This window comes from Novosphingobium sp. Sphag1I (assembly GCF_056279125.1).
Window position 1 is genome coordinate 39,470 of record NZ_JBWBQS010000016.1, and the last position, 19,181, is coordinate 58,650.

Sequence of the window (19,181 nt, forward strand, 5' to 3'; positions counted from 1 at the left end):
CCCTTTGCAATCCCGTTATGGGGTTGTGCGTAATTGGCCGGGAAGGTAGATGGGGAATGTTATAAAAGCCTGCGGCGCGGCGAACTCATCCTTGCCCGCGCCGCAGGCTTTAAAATTTCAACGGCGCGTCCGACACCCTTTGGCAGAACCTCACACGCAACGAAGACAGTAACGGGAGCGCGAGGGTCTAGACCCTCGCATCTTAACTCTCTTCCAAAACCTCAACCCTGCTCGCCAGTAACTTGTCGATCTTACGCCGATCCATATCGACGATCTCCCATCGCCAGCCCTGATCTATGAAATGGTCGCCTTCCTTGGGCAAACGCTTCAGGATCGAGAGGGCATAACCGGCCACGGTGGCGTAATCGCGCGTTTCGGGCACTTCGATGCCAAAACGGTCGCCCAAAGAATCCGCGGGCAAGGCGCCTGAAATCAACAGCGACCCATCCTCGCGCGTCACGACCATCGGGCTGTCGCCTTCATCCTGATAGGAGGCGAAATGGCCCGCAATGGCCGAGAGCAGGTCGGCGGGCGTAACGATACCTTCCAAATGGCCATATTCGTCGTGGACCAGCGCCATGGACAGGCCCGAATTTTGCAAAACGCGCAGCGCGTCCATCGCGTCGATCTGGTCCGGCACGATTTCGGCCTTGCAAATCAGGCTTTCCAGATCAAGCGGCCCGCCCGCCAGCAATTGGGCCAAAACCTCGCGCACCTTGACCACGCCGACGATATTGTCGACCGCACCATCGGCCACGGGCAGCAGCGAATGCGGGCTTTCCTTGATCGCGGCGCGCACATCGCCTTCGCTCGCGCCGCGCTCGATCCAGTCGATTTCGGTGCGCGGCGTCATCACTTCACGCACCGGGCGTTCGGCCAGACGCATGATGCCGGTCATGATCGCGCGTTCTTCTTCCTCGATCACGCCCGAACGGGTCGCCTCGGCAAAGACGAGATGGATTTCCTCGGCGGTAACATGCTGTTCCTCGCCGGTTTTGATGCGCATCAGTTTCAGGATCGCGTTGGACGAACGGCCCAACATCCACACCAAAGGCGCCGTCGCCCGCGCCATCATCGCCATGGGCGGCGCCACCGTCACGGCCAAACGCTCGGCATGGGCCAGCGCGATTTGCTTGGGCACCAACTCGCCCACGATCAGGCTGGCAAAAGTGGTGATGCCCAGCACCAGCACGCTGGCCAGACGATCGGCATAAGCAAAAGGAATGCCCAGACCCGCCAGCCTTTCGGCCACCGGCCCCGACAGGCTGGCCTCGGAAAAGGCGCCCGTGACCACCGCGACCAGCGTGATGCCGATCTGAACGGTCGACAACAACTTGCCGGGGTCGGCGGTCAGTTCGAGAGCGATCTGGGCCCCGCGATTGCCGCGTTCGGCCAACACGCGCAATTTGCCCGACCGCGCCGACACAATGGCCAGTTCGGACATGGAAAACACGCCATTGACGACAATCAGGCCGGCAATAACGACGACATCGATCCAGGGAAAAGGTATCACGAGCGACGTCTTAGCAGCCTTTATCGCGAACGCGAAGAGGCCAACAAAAACAGTTGCCGATACAAATCTGTTACAAATCGTGGCGAGAGCCATGGTGGAACCATTTCAGCAATGCTAGATTCAGTTAACAAGGCCAAAAATTGCGGCCTGTCGGAAATGAATTGGCCGCCGATCCGGCCAGCCAACCATGGAGAGAAACCCTATGTCGCCCATTTCAAAGGCCAAAAATGGTGCCCGTCTTGGCACAGCCGGCTTTGCTATCGCCGCCCTGTTGGCCACGTCGGGTTGCGTCACCGATCCCAACACCGGCCAACAGAAAGTGTCGCGCACGGCGATTGGCGCAGGCGCGGGCGCGCTGGGCGGCATGTTGCTGGGCGGTTTGATTGGCGGCAGCACGGGCCGCATCGTGGGCGCAGGGATCGGCGGCATCGCGGGCGGCGCCATTGGCTATGAACGTGACAAGCAGATCAAGCAGTTGCGCGAACAGACCGTCGGCACCGGCGTTGACATCCGCCCGTCGGATGATGGCCGCTCGATCATGCTCAGCCTGCCCGATGGCGTCACCTTCGACACCGGTTCGTACATGCTGCACCCGCAATTTCGCCCCACGCTGGACAAGATCGCCCAGAGCCTGAAGGATTATCCCAACAGCCTGATCGACGTTTACGGCCACACCGATTCGACCGGCAGCGCCCAGTTGAACCAGACTCTCTCGGAAAATCGCGCCCGCACCGTGGGTGATTATCTGTCGATGCAGGGCGTTTCGCAGGCACGTATCCGCACCCAGGGCTATGGCGCGTCCATGCCCGTGGCCGATAATGCGACGCCCGAAGGCCGCGCGAAAAACCGCCGCGTGGAAATCAAGATCGTGCCCATCACCCAGGAACAGGTGAACGCCGCGCGCGGTCAGTAACAGGGCAGGGGCGGCGGTTTAGCCCGCCGCCCTGACCGTCACATTCAGCCCGGTTTCGGGTGCGCAATCCAGCCGGTTATAACTGGGCAATGTGGCCCGCGTTCGTTCCGACAAAGTGCCCGCGCCAATGATGCGGATCGGGCCGTTTTCGGTTTCGATATTCAGGTCGAAGGGGTCATGCACATGGCCCGAGAGCACCGCGCTCACCCCCGCGCCAGCCAGTGCCGAGAGCGCCCGCCGCCCGCCTCGCGTCGAGCCCGTGCCATGCGTATCGGCATCGACCAGCGGGTGATGACACGCCGCCAGCTTCAGCCCCTGTGCGCCCTCCAGTTTGCGCAGGGCCGCGGTCAAAGCAGGCTGTTTGACATGACCCTTGGACCAGTTGATACGCCACTGCGCAGGCGTCACCGTGGGCAGCGACACCAGCATCACATCCACCAGCGGCAGATCCGAATGCGCCCGCGCGCGCAATGCCTCGAACCGGGCAAAGGGGCGGCGCAGACGGCTCACCATCTCCCAGTAATAGGGCATGTCATGGTTGCCCGGCTCGATGCTGACCGGAACGCCAAGGCCGAGCAGATAGTCCCCCGCCGCATCAAATTCCCGCACCGTGCCGCGCATCGTCAAATCGCCGGTGCAGATGACCGCATCGGGCTTTTCGCGCGCGATTTCCTGTTTGAACCAATCCAGCGCGGCCTTGTCCTCGGCGCCGAAATGCAGGTCGGATATGTGGAAGAGGGTGGGCATGGGGAGGGGGATTAGGGGAATATGATGCGAGGGACTAGTCCCTCGCGCTCCCGTTACTGTCTTTGTTGCGTCAAGGGTTCGGCCATGGCTGATCGACGCCATGTTTAAATGACAAAGCCTGCGGCGCTTTTGAGAGCAACCTCCCCGCGCCGCAGGCTTTCAATTTCATTTCCCGATCCGCATCGCTGCCAATCGCGCGCGCCCCATTATCGGGATTGCAAAGGGACAAGTCCCTTTGCCCGCCGGAGGCAAAGAACCTTAGGCCAACAGACCTTCGGTCGCGATCTTTTCCTTCCACACCTTGGGCGCCAACTGGTGGACATTGTTGCCTTCGGAATCGACGGCGACGGTCACCGGCATATCCTCGACGGTGAATTCATAGATCGCCTCCATGCCCAGATCGGCAAAGCCCACGACCTTGGATTCCTTGATCGCGCGGGCGACAAGATAGGCCGCGCCGCCCACCGCCATCAGATAGGCGCTCTTGTGGTTGGCGATGGATTGCGTGGCCTTGGGGCCGCGCTCGGCCTTGCCCACGCTGGCCAGCAGGCCCAGGTCGAGCATGAGGTCGGAAAAGCTGTCCATGCGGGTGGCGGTGGTGGGACCGGCGGGGCCGACGACTTCTTCGCGCACGGGGTCGACAGGGCCGACGTAATAGATCACGCGGCCCTTGAAATCGACGGGCAGTTCTTCGCCCTTGGCCAGCATATCCTTGATCCGCTTATGCGCGGCATCGCGCCCGGTCAGCATTTTGCCGTTGAGCAGCAGGCGGTCGCCCTGCTTCCAGCTCTGCACTTCCTCGGCGGTCAGCGTGTCGAGGTTGACCTTCTTGGCCGCCGCATCGGGCGCCCAGTGAACCTTGGGCCATTCGTCCAGCTTGGGCGTTTCGAGGTACGAAGGCCCGCTGCCGTCCAGCGTGAAGTGGGCGTGGCGCGTGGCGGCGCAATTGGGGATCATGGCGACCGGCTTGCCCGCCGCGTGGCAGGGGGCGTCCATGATCTTGACGTCCAGAATCGTGGCCAGACCGCCCAGACCCTGCGCGCCGATGCCCAGCGCGTTGACCTTGTCGAAGATCTCGATGCGCAGCGCTTCGAGGTCATTCTGCGGCCCGCGCTGCTTCAACTGGGCCATGTCGATCTGTTCCATTAACGCCTTTTTGGCCAGCAGCACGCAATGTTCCGCCGTGCCGCCGATGCCGATGCCCAGCATGCCCGGCGGGCACCAGCCAGCGCCCATCTGGGGCAACATTTCCAGAACCCAGTCGACGATCGAATCGGACGGGTTCATCATCTTGAACTTGGACTTGTTTTCGGACCCGCCGCCCTTGGCCGCGACATCGACGTGGATCTTCGAACCCTTGACCATATCGACATGCAGCACGCAGGGCGTGTTGTCGCGCGTGTTGCGGCGGGTGAAGGCGGGATCGGCCAGCACCGAAGCGCGCAGCTTGTTGTCAGGGTTGTTATAGGCGCGGCGCACGCCTTCATCGACAACCTCTTGCAGGCTCATCTCGGATTCCAGAATGCAGTTCTGGCCCCATTTGATGAACACGTTGACGATGCCGGTGTCCTGACAGATCGGGCGGTGGCCTTCGGCGCACATGCGGCTGTTGGTCAGGATCTGGGCGATGGCATCCTTGGCGGCGGGGCCTTGTTCGGCCTCATAGGCGTCGCCCAGAGCGCGGATGTAATCCATCGGGTGATAGTAGCTGATAAATTGCAGCGCGTCGGCCACGCTGTCGATCAGATCCTGTTCCTTGATGGTCACCAATTCGGCCATGGGGCGCTCCTTCGCTTTGGGCCTTTGGCCGCGAAAACAGGGGGCCAAGGCGCATTCGTATGATCGGTTGGGGCGGTCCATAGGCGCGATTGCGCCCCTTCGCCAAGGGTAAAGCGGCGGTTATGACAAAAGTCGCGGTCATTTGTGGCGAATTTGCCGGGATTTCCGCGTCAAACCGCTTGGCTTTGGCGGCTCCTTTGCCCTAGAAGCGCGCGCGTAATTGAAGGCAGGTCTGGCCTATTGCATTACTGTGTTATGTATGTAATACGGCCTTGGTCAAGGATTGTGATGGCATGAGCGAAATCCACTATGCACCCGAAGGCGCCGAAGCAGGTACGGCTCGCCGCGCCATGATCGACAGCCAGCTGCGCACTTGCGGCGTGAATGAACCGTGGGTGTTGTCGGCATTGGCCAGCGTGGCGCGCGAAGATTACGTGCCGGTGGAATATCGCGCGGCGGCCTATATCGACCGCGCCGTGCCGATGGGCAAGGGCCGCGCTCTGCCTGCGCCTTTGTTCCATGGCAAGCTGCTGGGCGCGGCCGAACCGCTGGCTTCGGACAAGGTTCTGGTCGTCACCGCGGGCAGCGACTATCTGGCCGCTGTGGTGGGCAAGTTGAACAGCAATGTCGACAAGATCGACGTGGCCGCGCTGAGCGGCGGTCTGCCGGGCACCGGCTATACGCTGATCCTGATCGACGGCGCGGCGGGTGAAGTGCCTGCTGTTCTGACCGATGCGCTGGCCGCCGAAGGCCGCATTGTCACCGGCACGATCCAGAAGGGCATCACCCGCCTGTCCATTGGCCGCAAGGTTGGCGGCACTGTTTCCTATCTGCCGCTGGCCGAAATCGGCATCCCCGCGATTGCCGAACTGGCCGCGCCCAAAAGCTGGAGTTTCTGATGATCAATGGCCGGGTAACGCGCAAGCATCTGCTTTTGTCACGCCCGGCCATGGCTTTCATGGCGCCCCTGCTGCTTGCACCGGGAATACTGGCACCGGGGGGGCTCCACGCCGAAGATCTGCGCAATGCGTTGGCGGCAACCTATAACAGCAATCCCACCCTTTTGGCCGCGCGCGAACAATTGCGCGCCACCGATGCCGGGGTGCCTTTGGCCCGCGCCGATGGGTTGCCTTCGTTGACCGCCACGGCCACCGAAACCGAATATGTCCGCCAAAACACCGCATCGACCACCAATATGCCCCGCATGGTCACGGCGGTCGGCACATTGTCCGTGCCGATCTACAGCGGGGGCGGGGTCAGGAATGCGATCCGCGCCGCCGATACGCGGGTGATTGCCGGGCGCAACGATCTGCGCGCCACCGAGGCCAGCGTGTTTACGCAGGCCGTCACCGCCTATCTGGACGTGATCCGCACCGAGGCGATCGTCCGCTTGAATCAGGCGCAGGTGCAGACGCTCTCCACCAATCTGAAGGCGACGGGCGACCGGTTCCAGATCGGCGATGTGACCCGCACCGATGTCGCCCAATCGCAATCACGCCTGGCCGTGGCACAGGGCAATCTGCGCGGGGCCGAGGCCAATCTGGTGCAGGCGCGCGAAACCTATATTCAGATCATCGGCCATGAAGCGGGCGAATTGGCAGCGCCGCCGCCGCTGCCCGCGTTGCCCGCGACGCCCGATGATGCGGTGGAAATTGCGCTGGACGGCAACCCCGATCTGGCCGCCGCGCGCGAACGCAGCAAGGCCGCCGGTTTCGACAGCCAGGCCGCCCGCGCATCACGCATGCCCAAGGTCAGCATGGTGGCCAATGGCAATTACACCGATTATCTGGGCCAATTGGCGCTGCGCGGGAATTTTCCCTTTCCCATTGCGCAATCGGCCGCCACCGCCGACGTCAGCATCCGCGCCACCATCCCGCTGTATCAGGGCGGACGGCCCAGCGCCCAGATCAAGCAGGCCCAAGCCCGCGAAGGTCAGGCAATGGACACCGAAATCGCCACCGAGCGTCAGGTGATCGCCGCCGTGCGCGCCGCCTTTTCCAATTACCGCGCGGCCAATCAGATCATTGAGGCCAGCCAGACCGCGGTCGAGGCCGCCGAACTGTCGTTGCGCGGGGTAAAGGCGGAGAACAGCGTGGGCAATCGCACCGTGCTGGACATTCTGAACGCGGAACAGGAATTGGTGAATGCGCAGGTCCAATTGGTGACCGCGCGGCGCAATGCCTATGTCGCGGGCTTTTCGCTGCTTTCGGCCATGGGCCGCGTTTCGGGCAAGGATCTCGGGCTCGAGGCGGGCACGCTCTATGACCCGGAAATCCACTATCGCGATGCGCGTGGTGAATTGACCGATTGGGGCGTGGACAAGGTGCAGGGCGCGGGCAAACCGACGCGTACCGTTGACACGCCTGCCCAGAACGGTTCAACATTTGGGCAATGAGGGCCGGTTTCGGCGATAATGCGATTTTCAGGGACACATAGAATGCGCGCACAGGGCGAACCTTCGGTCGAGGAAATTCTTGATTCGATTAAGAAAGTCATTGCGCGTGACAATCGTGACGCCGCATCGGACGCGCGCGCGCCGCGCCAAACGGTGGCCGAATCGCGCCATGATGATGTCCTCGATCTCGCTGATTCGGATCAGTATTTTCACGAGGACTCGGCACCCAACAACCATGGCGCCAACCCTGCGGCTGACCTGATCAGCGAACCGGCGATCACCTCGATGCGCGAATCTTTGGCCGCTCTGGCCATGATGTCACAGCCCAGCCGCCCCCCCCAGATCGTGCGCAGCGGGGAAACCTCGCTCGAAGGGCTGGTGGCCGATCTGCTCAAGCCCGCGCTGCGCGAATGGCTGGATCAGAATCTGCCCGCGATGGTCGAACGCATGGTTGCCGCCGAAATCGCCAAGATCGTCGGCAAGAAGGGCTGAAGTCTCGACCTCCTGCTTTTGTCCTGATAGGACAGCGGCATGGCCAAACCTGATCCCGCGCTGCTCGATCCCGCCGTTTACCCGCATGTTTGCGAGGTGACGACACGCTTTGCCGATCTGGACATCAACAACCACATCAACAATGTGGCGATGGCCGCGATCATCGAGGACGCGCGCGTGCGTTTTCATGTCGCCAGTGGGTTTGCCAAGGCGCTTCCGGCCGGGGCGCAAACCATGGTGGTCTCGCTGACCATCGATTATCTGGCGCAGGCCTTTTATCCGCACCCGCTCAAGGTTCATTCGGGCCTGTCGGCGGTGGGGGATCGCAGCGTTCGCCTGCGCCACCTGCTGATGCAGAATGACCGCCCGGTCGCTCTGGCCGAAGCGGTGGCGGTGCATGTGGTGGGCGGCAAGGCGGCACCTCTGCCCGAAAACCTGCGCGAGATGATCGAGGTATGGAAATGTCGGTGAGCGCAGGCGAGATTGCCCAGGCCGAATCGGCACTGGCGAAAGCGGGCGCGTCGGCCCCCGGCGGCGTCCAACGTCATATTTTCCTCTGCGCAGAGCCGCAAAAAGGTGAATGCTGCACCCCCGCCGTGGGCAGCAAGGCGTGGGCCTATCTGAAAAAGCGGGTCAAGCAATTGGGCCTGACCGAAGCAGGGGTGATGCGCAGCAAGGCCGATTGCCTGCGCGTGTGCTTTGCCGGTCCGGTGGCGGTCGTCTATCCCGACGGCGTCTGGTATCATTCCTGCACCGAAGAAGTGCTGGAGCGCATCCTTCAGGAGCATATCATCGGCGGCGTGCCGGTGGAGGATTACCGGCTCAAATCCTGATCGCTCGAGGGTGTCGGCGCCTGATCATCCGTTGCCAAATCCGTGACTTGCTCGTCATGCCCACTGGCGCTGGACAGGAAAACCAGCCCCATCAGGCCCGACATCAACAGCATTGCAAACGATACGCCAATGGCCACCGCAATATAGAAATGCGGGCTGACCATGCCTTCCTGTTTGTACAGGACGGACAGCGCGCCGATCACCGTGGTCATCGTCACCAGAAACATCCAGCGCATGATGCGGCGAAAACGCGCCCATGCAGCGGCCGCCGTGGCGGTGTCGGAAAAGGGTGATCGGTTCTCCATCGCGGGCCTTCATGCGCCTTTACCGGCCATGATTCAAGCCGCGCGCAGGGGCGTGGCGGATCGGTAACAGTTAACAGCCCAACCGCCAAAAACCGCGCAAATCCCCACTTTTCATGGGGGGAACCCTATGTCATACTCATACAAATAGACAAAATAACCCATAACGGGGGAGATGGAGGAAACATGACGATTGCCCGTCTGATCGATGGCCGCAATGCGAATATTGTTGGCTGCACTGTGTCGATGAAGGTGCGTGATGCGATTGCATTGCTCGCGGAAAAGCGGATCGGCGCGATCCCTGTTCTGGATGGCCATGCCATCGCCGGGATCTTTTCCGAACGCGACGTGATCGCCCGCCTCAATGAACACGGCCCCGCCCTGCTCGACATGGTGGTGGGTCAGGTGATGACATCGCCCGCCATCACGGTGGACCCGGAAACCACGGTGCTTGAAGCCCTTGGCCTGATGACCCGCCGCCGTATCCGCCACTTGCCCGTTCTGCGCGAAGGGCGGATGGTTGATTTCATCTCGATCGGTGACCTTGTGAAATACCGCATCGACCGCATCCAGGGCGAAGCTGACGCCCTGCGCGATTACATTCAGATGGCGTGACCCCTGCCATCTGAATTGATGGGCGCGCGCCCGCCTTGCGAGTGGGCGGGCGCGCGCCTACATTGGGTCTATGACTGACACCGCCCCCACCATATCGCTCAGCCCCTCCGCCGCCGCCCGAGTCGCGTGGATCGCGGAAAAACAGGGCAAACCGGCGGCCCTGCGCCTTGCGGTCGAAGGGGGCGGATGCTCGGGCTTCCAATATCGCTATGGCCTGGCCGAAAGCGTCGAGGCCGATGATACGGTGGTCGAAACCGACGGCGTCAAACTGGTCGTCGATTCGGTCAGCCTCGATCTCGTTGCCGGATGCGTGGTCGATTATGTCGAGTCGCTGGGCGGGGCCGCGTTCAAGGTCGAGAACCCCAATGCCGTGGCCGGGTGTGGGTGTGGGTCGTCGTTTGCGGTTTGATCGTTAAGGAGGAAAGGTGCCTCCGGCGGGCCAAGGGACTCGTCCCTTGGCAATCCCCATAATGGGGTGGCGTTAAATCGCCGCTGGGCATTATGCGGCGAAGCCGCTTTAATTTATTGCCTCCGGCGGTAAAGAAGGCTGAGTTTGCCTACCGACACGATCCCATTAACGGGATTGCAAAGGGCCGCCGCCCTTTGCCCGCCGGAGGCACCTGAACCTTCTCATCCCAAGGACCGCCCATGAAAATCGCCAGCTTCAACATCAACGGCATCAAGGCCCGCCTGCCGCGCCTGCTGGAGTGGCTGGAGGAGACGCAGCCTGATGTGGCCTGCCTTCAGGAAATCAAGACGCAGGACGAGGGCTTTCCCGCCGATGAGTTTGAGAAGATCGGCTATCAGGCGATCTGGCACGGCCAGAAAAGCTTTAACGGCGTGGCCATCCTTGGCCGGGGGGTGATGCCCATCGAGACCCAGCGCGGCCTTGCAGGCGAGCCAGAGGACGATCACAGCCGCTATATCGAGGCCGAGGTGAGGGGGCTGCGCATCGCGGGCATCTATTTGCCCAATGGCAATCCGCAACCGGGTCCGAAATTCGATTACAAATTGCGCTGGATGGAACGTCTGCGCGCGCGAATGGCGGAATTAAAGGCACTGGAAATCCCCGCCATCGTCACGGGCGATTTCAACGTCATCCCCACCGATGCCGACATCTGGAACCCCAAGGCGATGGCCGATGACGCGCTGATGCAGCCGGAATCGCGCGATGCCTATCTGCGTTTGCTCAACGATGGCTGGACCGACGCGATTGCCACGCATAATCCCAATGGGGGCGTGTGGACCTATTGGGATTATCAGGCGGGCGCGTGGCAAAAGGACCATGGGTTTCGCATCGACCACGCGCTGCTCTCGCCCGAACTGGCGGACCGACTGGTGGCATGCGGCGTGGACAAGGCGCATCGTGGCCGGGAAAAAGCCAGCGACCATGCGCCCGTCTGGGTCGAAATCCGCGATTAATTATTGACCGGGAGCAGGGGGACCGGATTTCTTAGCCGCTTCGGCCTTGGCTTCGGCTTCCGCCTGCTTCTGCTTGCGCGCGAAATAGGCTTTTTCGGCGTCCTCGACATCCGATTGGGTGCGTGCGGCCTCATCGTCAATCTTGCCCAGACGTTTTTCGCGCTCGGCCTCGATCATCTTGGAAAACTGCACGTCGCTCGACTGCTTGCGCTCGGCATAGGCGTTCTTGATGAATTGCGAAACGCAGCCCGTTTGACCGCCCGCGCCCACCGGCGAACAGCTCTGCGCGCCGGTGGCGCCGACGCGTTCATAGGCGATCACCTTGTTGGTCCACGCCTCATTCTTTGGCCCGCCGGTGTTTTCACGGAACGGTTCGGGAATGCGATAGCGTTCACTCTCAGCCTTGCGGGCGCAAACGGTGATTTCTTCACCCTTGCCCTGCGGACATTCATCGTCGCCAAAGATGATGACCATATTCACCCGCTCGCCCCCCGGCGCGGTGACCTGCGTACCTGTCGGCTGCGCGGCCAGAGCCGGTGTTGCCATGCTCAAAACAGCAGCGAGAGTGAGTAAAGGGCGAAACATGGCAAAGGCTCCTCAGGCGTTTTCGGCAATATAGGCTTGTCCAGCCCTCAGCGATAGCGGGTGAATGCTAGCTGAAGTTGGCGCCGCAGGGCTTGCGCCAGAACAAAATCAAATGCGTTCGGACAGTTTGATCGCAAAACGGCACCCCAGACGGATCGCCCCCGATAATAGAGGATAGGCCGGCGCGCGTTCGGCCCCCATTTCAAAGGCGGCGTCGCGATGTTCGCGTTCATCATCGCGCGCCTTGGTGATCAATTCGGCCAGTTCAGGGTCTTCCTCGCCCAGCTCTTCCAATTGCTCGGTGTAATGCTTGTCGATCTCGGTCTCGATCGCCGCGGTGCAGGCCATGGCCGCTTCCGGCCCGATCAAGGCCGTTGCCGCGCCCAGCGCAAAGCCCGCCACATGCCAGATCGGCTGAAGCGCGGTCGGCCGCCCCTGACGCTCAACAATCAAACGGTCGAACCATGCGCGATGGTCGACTTCCTGCGCTTCCATCTCGCGAATCTTGGCCGAATGGGGGCCACGGTCGCCCATCACCGCCAATTGCCCGGCATAGATGCGCACCGCGCCATATTCGCCCGCCTGATCGACGCGCACCATCCGCTTTACCCGCTGCGAAATCGCCATATCAACGCTCCTTGCGCGCCAAAAGCGCGAAAACCACCAGTGCCGCCGCGCCGGAGATCAGGAAATCAAACCCGGCCATCGAAATGCCCATCAGCTTCCACTGAACCACATCGCAACGGATGACCGGCGCAGCCATGATCGCGGCCAAAGGATCGCCGCCGTTGGAAAAACTGACCGTCGTGGTGCATTCGGTCAGCCCCTTCCACCAGCCATATTCGACGCCCGCATGATAGCCGCCAATCGCCGCCGCCGTCGCAATGGCCAGACCCGAAAGCGCCACAAACAAACGCTTCACCGGCAGCACCAATGCCGCCACCGCCAGCCCCAGCGCGGCAAAATGGGCGTAACGTTGCCACCAGCACATTTCGCAGGCCACCAGCCCGCCAACATACTGAAAACCATAAGCCCCGCCCAGCAGCGCCAACGGCACCACCAGCGCGACCAGATTGGCCTTTCCAAGATTCTTCATGCTACTTGCCCTTGACCGGAGCCGCCGCCGTACGATTGATCGTCTGCAGCGCATACCACAGCTGGAAATCCTTGATGCCCTTGGCGGTCAATTCTTCCGGCGTCATTTTGAAGCGCGGATCAGGCGTGGTGTCCTTTTCCAGCTTCTTGTCATCCACGCCCTTTTCATTGACCAGATGGCGACGCAAATCGCTTTCACGCAGCGCCTTTTCGCTGCGCTTGCGCGAATCGGGATCGGAAATCTGGGGCACGCGGATGTCGGGTTCGATGCCGCCTTCCTGGACGCTGCGGCCCGAAGGCGTGTAATAACGCGCCGTGGTCAGCTTGACCGCATGGGCGCTGTCGATGGGGATCATCGTCTGCACGCTGCCCTTGCCGAAACTGCGTTCGCCCATGATCAGCGCGCGATGCTGATCCTGAAGTGCGCCCGCCACGATTTCCGACGCGCTGGCCGATCCCGCGTCGATCAACACGATCACCGGCAGGCCCTTGACCAGATCGCCGGGGAAATAGGTTTCGGCGCGATAAACCGCGTTTTCGCCCGCCTGACGCCCACGCTGGGACACAACCACGCCGTTGCTCAGGAACAGATCGGACAGGGCCACCGCCTCGTCCAGTTCACCGCCCGGATTGGAACGCAGGTCCAGCACCACGCCGGTCAGATGATTGCCCGAGGCCGCGCGCTGCTTCTGGATCTGTTCAAAGACCAGACGGCCCACGTCATGGCTGAATTCATTGACGGTGATGACCGCCACATTGCCTTCCAGCTTGCCCGTCACCGGCTCCAGCGTGATGACCGCGCGGGTCAGCGTCAGGTCAAACGGCTCATCCCGGCCGGGGCGATAAATGGTCAGCTTGATCTGCGTGCCCGCTTCGCCGCGCATCTTGGCCACGGCATCGTCCAGATCGCCGTCCACAATGAATTTGCCGTCCAGATGGGTGATATAGTCGCCCGCCTTGACCCCCGCCTTTTCCGCCGGGCTGCCGCGCATCGGGCTGACCACCTTGACCGCGCCATCCTCCTGCACCACCGAAATGCCAAGGCCGGCATAGCCACCGTCGATCATCGTGCGCAGCCGTTCCAGACTGGCCCCGTCGAGATAGGAGGAATGCGGATCGAGGCTGGAGAGCATCCCGTCGATCGCGCCCTTGACCAGCTTCTCGTCGTCGGTTTGATCGACATAATGCGCCTTGATCAGGCTGTAGACCGTATAAAGCCGGGAAAATTGCGGCGCGACCCGGCCATCGACCGCGGCCAGCCCCGCCGTTCCCACCGGCACCATCGCCACCGCCCCCAGCAAAAGTCCGGCGCGGGCAAGAGTGGCAAGTCGTGAACGCATGGGGGGCCTTTCTGATATTCGCTGGCAAGCCTAGACCGGATGGGCGCGGATTGCCAGATGCGCTATGATGCAAGAATTAATGGCTGAGTTGATCCAAAGGGTTCACAGGTTTGCCATCTTTCCGCAATTCCAGCGTGATTTGCGCCCGCCCCGGCCCTGCGGCGCCCAAAGGCGACCCCGCCACGACATTGTCGCCCACCTGTGCCGACAGGAAAGCAAGGCCGGTGATCAGGCTGGTGAAACCGCCCGGATGGTCGATAATGACAATGCGGCCATATCCGGCAAATGGTCCGGCAAAGGCAATGCGCCCCGATGACGGGGCCACAACCTGCGCCTGGGGCGCGACCGTCAGGGTGATGCCGCGCGCGACTGTTCCACGTGAAGCATCGCCAAAGCCGGAGATCAACCGCCCCGTCACCGGCAACAGGAAATCAGGCAGCGAGGTCGGCGACGGGCTGGGCGAGGGGGCATAGACGGCTTCGTTCAACACCTGTCCCGATGTCGGGCGCAGGACCGGGCCGGGCAAAGAAGCCAGTCGATCACGCAAGGCGGCGGCTTCTTGCAAACCTTGCACCAAACCACCAAGATCACGCGCCTTTTCGGCCAGAGCCAGCGCCCGTTCGGCCTCACGGCTTGCCCCGCCATTGGCGTTGCGGGCGGCCTGACGCTGGCACGCTTCCATCACGCCCAGGTCGCGGCGGCGGGTGCTCAATTGGGTGATTTCCTGATGCAGCGCGGTTTCGGCCGCCTTGGCCTGTTCTTGCAAGGCGCGGGCGCGGGCCAATTCGCTGCGCAGCGCGGCGGTGCGGCGCTGCACCTGCGGCAACATGCTTTCCAAAAGAGCGCGTGTATGCACGCTATCGGCCAAAGATCCGGGGCGCAACAAAGCCACCAGAGGCGGACGGCGCGACAGGCGTTGCAACGCGCCGGTCAATTCCACCAGCGGCTTTTGCCTTTGCGCCAATTGCGCGCGCAAATCCTTGCGCTGACGCTCGATAATGCGGATGCGGGCTTCATCGGCGGTGATCTGGGCCTCCGCCTCCTGAATCCGCGCGGCAAGGGCGGCGGCTTCCTTGGCGGCTTTATCGGCGGCGGCGCTGGCGCGCTGGGCCTCGCCTTCCAACCTTTCGGCGCGGCTGCGGGCCTGATTGGCCTGCGCCTGTGCTTCGTTCCAATCGCGGCGGGTCTGGGCCGGATCGTCCAGGGCATTGGTCACCTGCGCGTTGGCCGAGCCTGCCAACAAAGCGCCGATCAGCAAAAACCCCAAGCGCATCGATCAATTCGCCCGGTGATAGGGGTGGCCGGAAAGGATCGCGGTTGCCCGGTACAATTGTTCGGCCAACATCGCGCGCGCCATCAGATGCGGCCATGTCATCGCGCCAAAGGCAATCAACAGGTCGGCGCCTGCGCGCCCTTCATCGCCATGACCATCGGCGGCGCCAATTTCAAAGCGCACTTCACGCACGCCATCATCGCGCCAACGCCCTAAAATCGCGGCGAATTCTTCGGAAGAAAGCTGGCGCCCGCGCTCGTCGAGCAAAACGCGGCGGGCAGGGGAGGCGAGCGCAGGAATCGTGCCGCCCCGGTCTGGCAATTCGGTATGTTTCACCGGCCAGGAAATCCGCTTTAAATAGCGGTCCAGCAATTCATTTTCGGGCGAGCGGGCAATCCGCCCACGGGCCAGTATATGCAACAGCATTGCGCCGACCCGTCCTTTTGCCGCGCCCCCAAAAACCTAACGGATCAGGCCGATGCGCTGGGTCCGCCAAAAGCCCACATGCGTTCCAGATTATAGAAGCTGCGCACTTCGGGACGGAACAGATGCACAACAATGTCACCCGCATCGATCAGCACCCAGTCCGCCGCCGGCAAACCTTCGATGCGGACATGGCCAAAACCGCCATGCTTGATACGTTCGGCCAGATGCTGTGCCATTGCGGCCACCTGACGCGTGGAACGGCCCGATGCGATCACCATGTGATCGGCCACCGAGGTCTTGCCTTCCAGCGGGATGGAGACAATTTCCTGCGCCTGATCGTCGTCAAGCGATTTCAGGATCAGCGCATGCAGCGAACCGGGTTCGGCGTCAGGCAGGGCTGGTGCGGGATTCGCCGCCACAGGGGCGGGCGAAGGGGTCATGGATTGGGACATTTAGGTTAGAACTACTCCTCTCTGAAGGCAGCCCCGATCCGGCTGGGGCCGGGGTGCCGAAATGACAAATACGGAAACGTCTCGACAGGTTTCATGGCGCATCATGCCCGTCCCCCTTGGGCAATCCTGCGCCGCGTCAACCCGTCCCGCAGCGATGGTGCGTGTTGACCTTGCGCCCACGCCGGATTGGCCTGCCGGATGGCAGTGGCCGAACGGGGATCAGGGTCGAAACGCAACAGCACCAGCTTTGGCGCGCTCCATCCAGCCGGCTTTTTCAAACTGGCCGCAGGCCGCCGGAACCGGCCCAGCCAGGCCATTGCCGGACTGGCAACAGCGGCTGCATCATAACCCGGACGGGCAATAACCGCAATCGGCATAGCGCGCGCGATGTCGCGCCACCGCCGCCAGTGATGAAATTGCGCCAGATTGTCCGCGCCCATGATCCACGTGAAACATTTCATGGGCCAACGGCGACGAATATGCGCCAGAGTATCAACAGTATATCGGGTCCCAAACTCACGCTCGATGGCCGAGACCCGGATCGGCGCACGACGCGCCATGGCCCGCGCCGATGCCACGCGCGCGCCCAGCGGGGCCATGCCCGCCTGCGGCTTCAACGGATTTCCCGGAGACACCAGCCACCACACCTCATCCAGCCCCAGCGCGGCGAGCGTCATGAGGCTGATGCGGCGATGGCCCCCATGGGCGGGGTTAAAGCTCCCGCCCATGAGGCCGATGTGAAGCGCATAGGGTTTCAGGGTCGGACCTGTCCGGTTCCGCGAACCTGCCATTTATAGGTCGTGAGACCTTCGAGCGCGACCGGGCCGCGCGCATGCAGGCGTCCCGTGGCAATGCCGATTTCCGCGCCAAGGCCAAATTCGCCGCCATCGGCAAATTGCGTGCTGGCATTGACCATGACGATCGCGCTGTCCACACGCTGAAGGAATTCTTCGGCGATGGCGACGTCACCCGTGATGATGGCGTCGGTGTGATGGCTGGAATGGGCCGCGATATGATCAAGCGCCTGTTCCAGACCGTCAACAACGGCCACCGACAAGATCGCATCGAGATATTCGGTATCCCAATCCTCAGCCTTGGCCAATGTCACGCGGGGATCGAGAGCGCAGGCACGCGCATCGCCGCGCACTTCGCAACCCGTGTCCAGCAGGGCGCGCACCACCGCCACCGAACCGGGAAAGGCCGCGTCCAGCAACAGCGTTTCCATCGATCCGCAAATGCCGGTGCGGCGCATTTTCGCATTCACCGCAATGGACAGCGCCATATCCGGGTCCGCCGCGCTGTGGACATAGGTGTGGCAAATGCCGTCCAGATGCGCCAGCACGGGCACGCGGGCGTCATCCTGAACCCGCTGGACCAGCGATTTGCCGCCGCGCGGCACGATCATGTCGATCAGCCCCGCCGCCGTCAGCATCGCGCCCACCGCCGCGCGGTCTTGCGTGGGCATCAATTGCACCGCGGCCTCGGGCACACCGACGCTGGCCAGACCCTGCACCATGGCGGCATGGATCGCGCGGTTCGAATGCACCGCCTCGCTGCCGCCCCGCAACAGGGCCGCATTGCCCGAACCGATGCAGAGCGCGGCCGCATCCGCCGTCACATTGGGGCGGCTTTCATAAATAATGCCGATCAGACCCACAGGCACGCGCACGCGCTGAAGAACCAGCCCGTTGGGGCGTTCATCCTGCGAAATCACTTCGCCCACGGGATCGGGCAGTCCGGCCACCGCCGCCACCGCATCGGCAATCCCGGCCAGACGGCCCGAATCCAGCTTTAACCGGTCCAGCATCGCGCCCGACAGGCCGCACGCGGCGCCCGCCGCCATATCCTTTGCATTGGCCTCCAGAATCGCCGGTTCCGCAACGCGCAGAGCATCGGCCGCTGCGCGCAGCGCCGCCGCCTTTTGCGGCGTGGTCATGCGCGCCAGGACGATCTGGGCGGCACGGCCAGCCTTCGCCAGACGCGCAACAAGCGCTTCGGGCGTTTCGGTCTGGATGGGCGATTCAAGAGTTTGCGTATCAGACATGCGCGGCCCCCTAGCAGAATTGCGGGCCCATGTCAGCTATGCGCGTCAGTATCAGCCTTTGCGCCGTTTTTTGAGCGTGGCCAGCAGTGCGCGTTTGGCCGCATCCGACATTTTGGGCCATGCGGCAATCTCGTCCCCGCTGCGCCAGCAACCGGCGCAAAGGCCCCGCGTCGGATGCATCCGGCAAACGCCGTTACAGGGGGAGGCGGGCGATTTCATCAGGCCGCCCATAGAGATACGGCCCGCAAAAACAAAGCCCCCTGCCGGATGACAGGGGGCTTTGAAGCCATCGGATCCGGCGAGGGATCAACGATAGAAGATGTGGTTCTCGATCTTGGCCACGCGAACCTTGTCGTTCCAGCGCGACTTCAAACGAGCCGCATGGAAGAACAGCGCGCCTTCAGCGTCCGACTTCCAACGGTTGTCATTGGCGATGTGGGCAATCGCCAGAGCATTCTGCCAACGCTGCGATTCCGTGTTGATCGCGGGCATGCGATGGCCGCGAACGAACGAGAATTGCGAGGGCTGATAAACAACGCCGCAGTAAGAAGCGGGGAAACGGCCCGAATGGGTGCGGTTCACGATCACGCGGCCAACGGCCAGCTGACCAGCAAGCGGTTCATTACCGGCTTCGAAATAGATGGCGCCAGCCAGACAGTTGATTTCTTCAGACGTGTCTTGGGCCTTGGCTTCCTGCTCTGCGGCGACAAGGTCGGCGAGCGAAGCGGGGCCCTGCTGGGCGGGAATCAGAGCGTTCGAGGTGGCATCCTCGTCAAACACGCTGAGCGATGGTTGCAGTTGAACCGACGACAGGGCTTTATCCTGTGCGGCCGCGCCCGAACCGGCGGCGCTGTAAAGAAGAATTAGAAAACCAGCAGCAACCGAGGCCAGACTGGCGCGTTTGAGAAAGAGAGCCATGAACAATTTCAAATGGGCGGTGAACAGCCTGTCGCAA

24 protein-coding genes are annotated in these 19,181 nt (G+C 62.4%); 9 read left to right on the forward strand and 15 right to left on the reverse strand.

From position 1 onward, the window contains the following. Positions 1–202 precede the first annotated feature (202 nt). Positions 203–1,513, reverse strand: coding sequence for a hemolysin family protein (locus ACZ9HU_RS17325; RefSeq protein WP_476106796.1), 1,311 nt, complete (start codon positions 1,511–1,513; stop codon positions 203–205). Between the two features lie 202 nt (positions 1,514–1,715). Between ACZ9HU_RS17325 and ACZ9HU_RS17330 the strand changes: the two genes are divergently transcribed. Further along, positions 1,716–2,426 (forward strand): YiaD family glycine zipper/OmpA-like lipoprotein, encoded by a 711-nt coding sequence (locus ACZ9HU_RS17330; RefSeq protein WP_476106797.1) that lies wholly within the window; start codon positions 1,716–1,718, stop codon positions 2,424–2,426. 18 nt (positions 2,427–2,444) lie between these two features. Here ACZ9HU_RS17330 and ACZ9HU_RS17335 read toward each other — a convergent pair whose 3' ends face one another. Both ACZ9HU_RS17335 and ACZ9HU_RS17340 read right to left on the reverse strand, forming a co-directional pair. Then, positions 2,445–3,173: a metallophosphoesterase family protein gene (locus ACZ9HU_RS17335; RefSeq protein ID WP_476106799.1), complete on the reverse strand. Its 729-nt coding sequence runs from the start codon at positions 3,171–3,173 to the stop codon at positions 2,445–2,447. Between the two features lie 258 nt (positions 3,174–3,431). Continuing rightward, the gene (locus ACZ9HU_RS17340) at positions 3,432–4,952 is read right to left on the reverse strand and encodes a fumarate hydratase (protein ID WP_476106800.1); all 1,521 of its coding nucleotides are present in this window, start codon (positions 4,950–4,952) and stop codon (positions 3,432–3,434) included. A gap of 293 nt (positions 4,953–5,245) precedes the next feature. Here ACZ9HU_RS17340 and ACZ9HU_RS17345 point away from each other — a divergent pair, with 293 nt between their 5' ends. Genes ACZ9HU_RS17345 through ACZ9HU_RS17365 form a run of 5 tightly spaced genes read left to right on the forward strand, consistent with a single transcriptional unit; the run spans position 5,246 to position 8,672 of the window. After that, on the forward strand, positions 5,246–5,851 hold the full coding sequence (locus ACZ9HU_RS17345) for a protein-L-isoaspartate O-methyltransferase family protein (RefSeq protein ID WP_476106801.1): 606 nt from the start codon (positions 5,246–5,248) through the stop codon (positions 5,849–5,851). Continuing rightward, positions 5,851–7,347 carry a TolC family outer membrane protein gene (locus ACZ9HU_RS17350; RefSeq protein WP_476106802.1) on the forward strand — a complete coding sequence of 499 codons (1,497 nt, stop codon included), beginning with the start codon at positions 5,851–5,853 and terminating at the stop codon, positions 7,345–7,347. Before ACZ9HU_RS17345 ends, ACZ9HU_RS17350 begins: the two co-directional genes overlap by 1 nt. A 42-nt stretch (positions 7,348–7,389) precedes the next feature. Then, on the forward strand, positions 7,390–7,839 hold the full coding sequence (locus ACZ9HU_RS17355; protein ID WP_476106804.1) for a DUF2497 domain-containing protein: 450 nt from the start codon (positions 7,390–7,392) through the stop codon (positions 7,837–7,839). 39 nt (positions 7,840–7,878) lie between these two features. Beyond that, positions 7,879–8,310, forward strand: coding sequence for an acyl-CoA thioesterase (locus ACZ9HU_RS17360; RefSeq protein WP_476106806.1), 432 nt, complete (start codon positions 7,879–7,881; stop codon positions 8,308–8,310). After that, positions 8,301–8,672, forward strand: coding sequence for a (2Fe-2S) ferredoxin domain-containing protein (locus tag ACZ9HU_RS17365; protein ID WP_476106807.1), 372 nt, complete (start codon positions 8,301–8,303; stop codon positions 8,670–8,672). The genes ACZ9HU_RS17360 and ACZ9HU_RS17365 overlap by 10 nt, the downstream gene beginning before the upstream one ends. On the opposite strand, the gene ACZ9HU_RS17370 is transcribed toward ACZ9HU_RS17365, so the two are convergent. Next, the gene (locus ACZ9HU_RS17370) at positions 8,654–8,977 is read right to left on the reverse strand and encodes a hypothetical protein (protein ID WP_476106809.1); all 324 of its coding nucleotides are present in this window, start codon (positions 8,975–8,977) and stop codon (positions 8,654–8,656) included. The two genes, ACZ9HU_RS17365 and ACZ9HU_RS17370, sit on opposite strands and share 19 nt — an antisense overlap. A 183-nt stretch (positions 8,978–9,160) precedes the next feature. Here ACZ9HU_RS17370 and ACZ9HU_RS17375 point away from each other — a divergent pair, with 183 nt between their 5' ends. The 3 genes from ACZ9HU_RS17375 to xth all read left to right on the forward strand — a co-directional run bounded on the left by ACZ9HU_RS17375 (position 9,161) and on the right by xth (position 11,011). Next, the gene (locus tag ACZ9HU_RS17375; RefSeq protein ID WP_476106810.1) at positions 9,161–9,589 is read left to right on the forward strand and encodes a CBS domain-containing protein; all 429 of its coding nucleotides are present in this window, start codon (positions 9,161–9,163) and stop codon (positions 9,587–9,589) included. A 70-nt stretch (positions 9,590–9,659) separates the two neighbouring features. Beyond that, positions 9,660–9,998, forward strand: coding sequence for an iron-sulfur cluster insertion protein ErpA (gene erpA, locus ACZ9HU_RS17380; protein ID WP_476106811.1), 339 nt, complete (start codon positions 9,660–9,662; stop codon positions 9,996–9,998). A 239-nt stretch (positions 9,999–10,237) separates the two neighbouring features. Continuing rightward, positions 10,238–11,011 (forward strand): exodeoxyribonuclease III, encoded by a 774-nt coding sequence (xth, locus tag ACZ9HU_RS17385; protein ID WP_476106813.1) that lies wholly within the window; start codon positions 10,238–10,240, stop codon positions 11,009–11,011. Here xth and ACZ9HU_RS17390 read toward each other — a convergent pair whose 3' ends face one another. The 11 genes from ACZ9HU_RS17390 to ACZ9HU_RS17440 all read right to left on the reverse strand — a co-directional run bounded on the left by ACZ9HU_RS17390 (position 11,012) and on the right by ACZ9HU_RS17440 (position 19,144). Next, the gene (locus ACZ9HU_RS17390; protein ID WP_476106814.1) at positions 11,012–11,596 is read right to left on the reverse strand and encodes a hypothetical protein; all 585 of its coding nucleotides are present in this window, start codon (positions 11,594–11,596) and stop codon (positions 11,012–11,014) included. Positions 11,597–11,704: 108 nt separating this feature from the next. Beyond that, a complete protein-coding gene (locus ACZ9HU_RS17395; RefSeq protein WP_476106816.1) occupies positions 11,705–12,223 on the reverse strand; it encodes a demethoxyubiquinone hydroxylase family protein in 519 nt (172 codons plus the stop codon). Position 12,224: 1 nt separating this feature from the next. Continuing rightward, positions 12,225–12,692 carry a disulfide bond formation protein B gene (locus tag ACZ9HU_RS17400; protein WP_476106817.1) on the reverse strand — a complete coding sequence of 156 codons (468 nt, stop codon included), beginning with the start codon at positions 12,690–12,692 and terminating at the stop codon, positions 12,225–12,227. Position 12,693: 1 nt separating this feature from the next. Next, positions 12,694–14,031 carry a S41 family peptidase gene (locus tag ACZ9HU_RS17405; RefSeq protein WP_476106819.1) on the reverse strand — a complete coding sequence of 446 codons (1,338 nt, stop codon included), beginning with the start codon at positions 14,029–14,031 and terminating at the stop codon, positions 12,694–12,696. A gap of 76 nt (positions 14,032–14,107) precedes the next feature. Beyond that, on the reverse strand, positions 14,108–15,304 hold the full coding sequence (locus ACZ9HU_RS17410; protein ID WP_476106820.1) for a murein hydrolase activator EnvC family protein: 1,197 nt from the start codon (positions 15,302–15,304) through the stop codon (positions 14,108–14,110). A gap of 3 nt (positions 15,305–15,307) precedes the next feature. After that, positions 15,308–15,730 carry a 23S rRNA (pseudouridine(1915)-N(3))-methyltransferase RlmH gene (locus ACZ9HU_RS17415; protein WP_476106821.1) on the reverse strand — a complete coding sequence of 141 codons (423 nt, stop codon included), beginning with the start codon at positions 15,728–15,730 and terminating at the stop codon, positions 15,308–15,310. Positions 15,731–15,774: 44 nt separating this feature from the next. Then, positions 15,775–16,182 (reverse strand): ribosome silencing factor, encoded by a 408-nt coding sequence (rsfS, locus tag ACZ9HU_RS17420; protein ID WP_476106822.1) that lies wholly within the window; start codon positions 16,180–16,182, stop codon positions 15,775–15,777. A 101-nt stretch (positions 16,183–16,283) separates the two neighbouring features. Beyond that, positions 16,284–16,973, reverse strand: coding sequence for a nicotinate-nucleotide adenylyltransferase (locus ACZ9HU_RS17425; protein WP_476106824.1), 690 nt, complete (start codon positions 16,971–16,973; stop codon positions 16,284–16,286). Beyond that, the gene (locus ACZ9HU_RS17430) at positions 16,937–18,226 is read right to left on the reverse strand and encodes a glutamate-5-semialdehyde dehydrogenase (protein ID WP_476106826.1); all 1,290 of its coding nucleotides are present in this window, start codon (positions 18,224–18,226) and stop codon (positions 16,937–16,939) included. Before ACZ9HU_RS17430 ends, ACZ9HU_RS17425 begins: the two co-directional genes overlap by 37 nt. Positions 18,227–18,277: 51 nt before the next feature. Then, positions 18,278–18,445, reverse strand: a complete 168-nt coding sequence (locus ACZ9HU_RS17435) for a DUF1289 domain-containing protein (RefSeq protein WP_476106827.1) — start codon at positions 18,443–18,445, stop codon at positions 18,278–18,280. Between the two features lie 87 nt (positions 18,446–18,532). Next, on the reverse strand, positions 18,533–19,144 hold the full coding sequence (locus ACZ9HU_RS17440) for a cell wall hydrolase (protein WP_476106828.1): 612 nt from the start codon (positions 19,142–19,144) through the stop codon (positions 18,533–18,535). Positions 19,145–19,181: the final 37 nt, after the last annotated feature.

What these genes read in the sequence shown, in the direction of transcription:
- ACZ9HU_RS17330 (WP_476106797.1), top strand. Translation starts at nt 1,716, where the DNA reads ATGTCGCCCATTTCAAAGGCCAAAAATGGTGCCCGTCTTGGCACAGCC.
- ACZ9HU_RS17335 (WP_476106799.1), bottom strand. Translation starts at nt 3,173, where the DNA reads ATGCCCACCCTCTTCCACATATCCGACCTGCATTTCGGCGCCGAGGAC.
- ACZ9HU_RS17340 (WP_476106800.1), bottom strand. Translation starts at nt 4,952, where the DNA reads ATGGCCGAATTGGTGACCATCAAGGAACAGGATCTGATCGACAGCGTG.
- ACZ9HU_RS17345 (WP_476106801.1), top strand. Translation starts at nt 5,246, where the DNA reads ATGAGCGAAATCCACTATGCACCCGAAGGCGCCGAAGCAGGTACGGCT.
- ACZ9HU_RS17350 (WP_476106802.1), top strand. Translation starts at nt 5,851, where the DNA reads ATGATCAATGGCCGGGTAACGCGCAAGCATCTGCTTTTGTCACGCCCG.
- ACZ9HU_RS17355 (WP_476106804.1), top strand. Translation starts at nt 7,390, where the DNA reads ATGCGCGCACAGGGCGAACCTTCGGTCGAGGAAATTCTTGATTCGATT.
- ACZ9HU_RS17360 (WP_476106806.1), top strand. Translation starts at nt 7,879, where the DNA reads ATGGCCAAACCTGATCCCGCGCTGCTCGATCCCGCCGTTTACCCGCAT.
- ACZ9HU_RS17365 (WP_476106807.1), top strand. Translation starts at nt 8,301, where the DNA reads ATGTCGGTGAGCGCAGGCGAGATTGCCCAGGCCGAATCGGCACTGGCG.
- ACZ9HU_RS17370 (WP_476106809.1), bottom strand. Translation starts at nt 8,977, where the DNA reads ATGGAGAACCGATCACCCTTTTCCGACACCGCCACGGCGGCCGCTGCA.
- ACZ9HU_RS17375 (WP_476106810.1), top strand. Translation starts at nt 9,161, where the DNA reads ATGACGATTGCCCGTCTGATCGATGGCCGCAATGCGAATATTGTTGGC.
- erpA (WP_476106811.1), top strand. Translation starts at nt 9,660, where the DNA reads ATGACTGACACCGCCCCCACCATATCGCTCAGCCCCTCCGCCGCCGCC.
- xth (WP_476106813.1), top strand. Translation starts at nt 10,238, where the DNA reads ATGAAAATCGCCAGCTTCAACATCAACGGCATCAAGGCCCGCCTGCCG.
- ACZ9HU_RS17390 (WP_476106814.1), bottom strand. Translation starts at nt 11,596, where the DNA reads ATGTTTCGCCCTTTACTCACTCTCGCTGCTGTTTTGAGCATGGCAACA.
- ACZ9HU_RS17395 (WP_476106816.1), bottom strand. Translation starts at nt 12,223, where the DNA reads ATGGCGATTTCGCAGCGGGTAAAGCGGATGGTGCGCGTCGATCAGGCG.
- ACZ9HU_RS17400 (WP_476106817.1), bottom strand. Translation starts at nt 12,692, where the DNA reads ATGAAGAATCTTGGAAAGGCCAATCTGGTCGCGCTGGTGGTGCCGTTG.
- ACZ9HU_RS17405 (WP_476106819.1), bottom strand. Translation starts at nt 14,031, where the DNA reads ATGCGTTCACGACTTGCCACTCTTGCCCGCGCCGGACTTTTGCTGGGG.
- ACZ9HU_RS17410 (WP_476106820.1), bottom strand. Translation starts at nt 15,304, where the DNA reads ATGCGCTTGGGGTTTTTGCTGATCGGCGCTTTGTTGGCAGGCTCGGCC.
- ACZ9HU_RS17415 (WP_476106821.1), bottom strand. Translation starts at nt 15,730, where the DNA reads ATGCTGTTGCATATACTGGCCCGTGGGCGGATTGCCCGCTCGCCCGAA.
- rsfS (WP_476106822.1), bottom strand. Translation starts at nt 16,182, where the DNA reads ATGTCCCAATCCATGACCCCTTCGCCCGCCCCTGTGGCGGCGAATCCC.
- ACZ9HU_RS17425 (WP_476106824.1), bottom strand. Translation starts at nt 16,973, where the DNA reads ATGGCAGGTTCGCGGAACCGGACAGGTCCGACCCTGAAACCCTATGCG.
- ACZ9HU_RS17430 (WP_476106826.1), bottom strand. Translation starts at nt 18,226, where the DNA reads ATGTCTGATACGCAAACTCTTGAATCGCCCATCCAGACCGAAACGCCC.
- ACZ9HU_RS17435 (WP_476106827.1), bottom strand. Translation starts at nt 18,445, where the DNA reads ATGAAATCGCCCGCCTCCCCCTGTAACGGCGTTTGCCGGATGCATCCG.
- ACZ9HU_RS17440 (WP_476106828.1), bottom strand. Translation starts at nt 19,144, where the DNA reads ATGGCTCTCTTTCTCAAACGCGCCAGTCTGGCCTCGGTTGCTGCTGGT.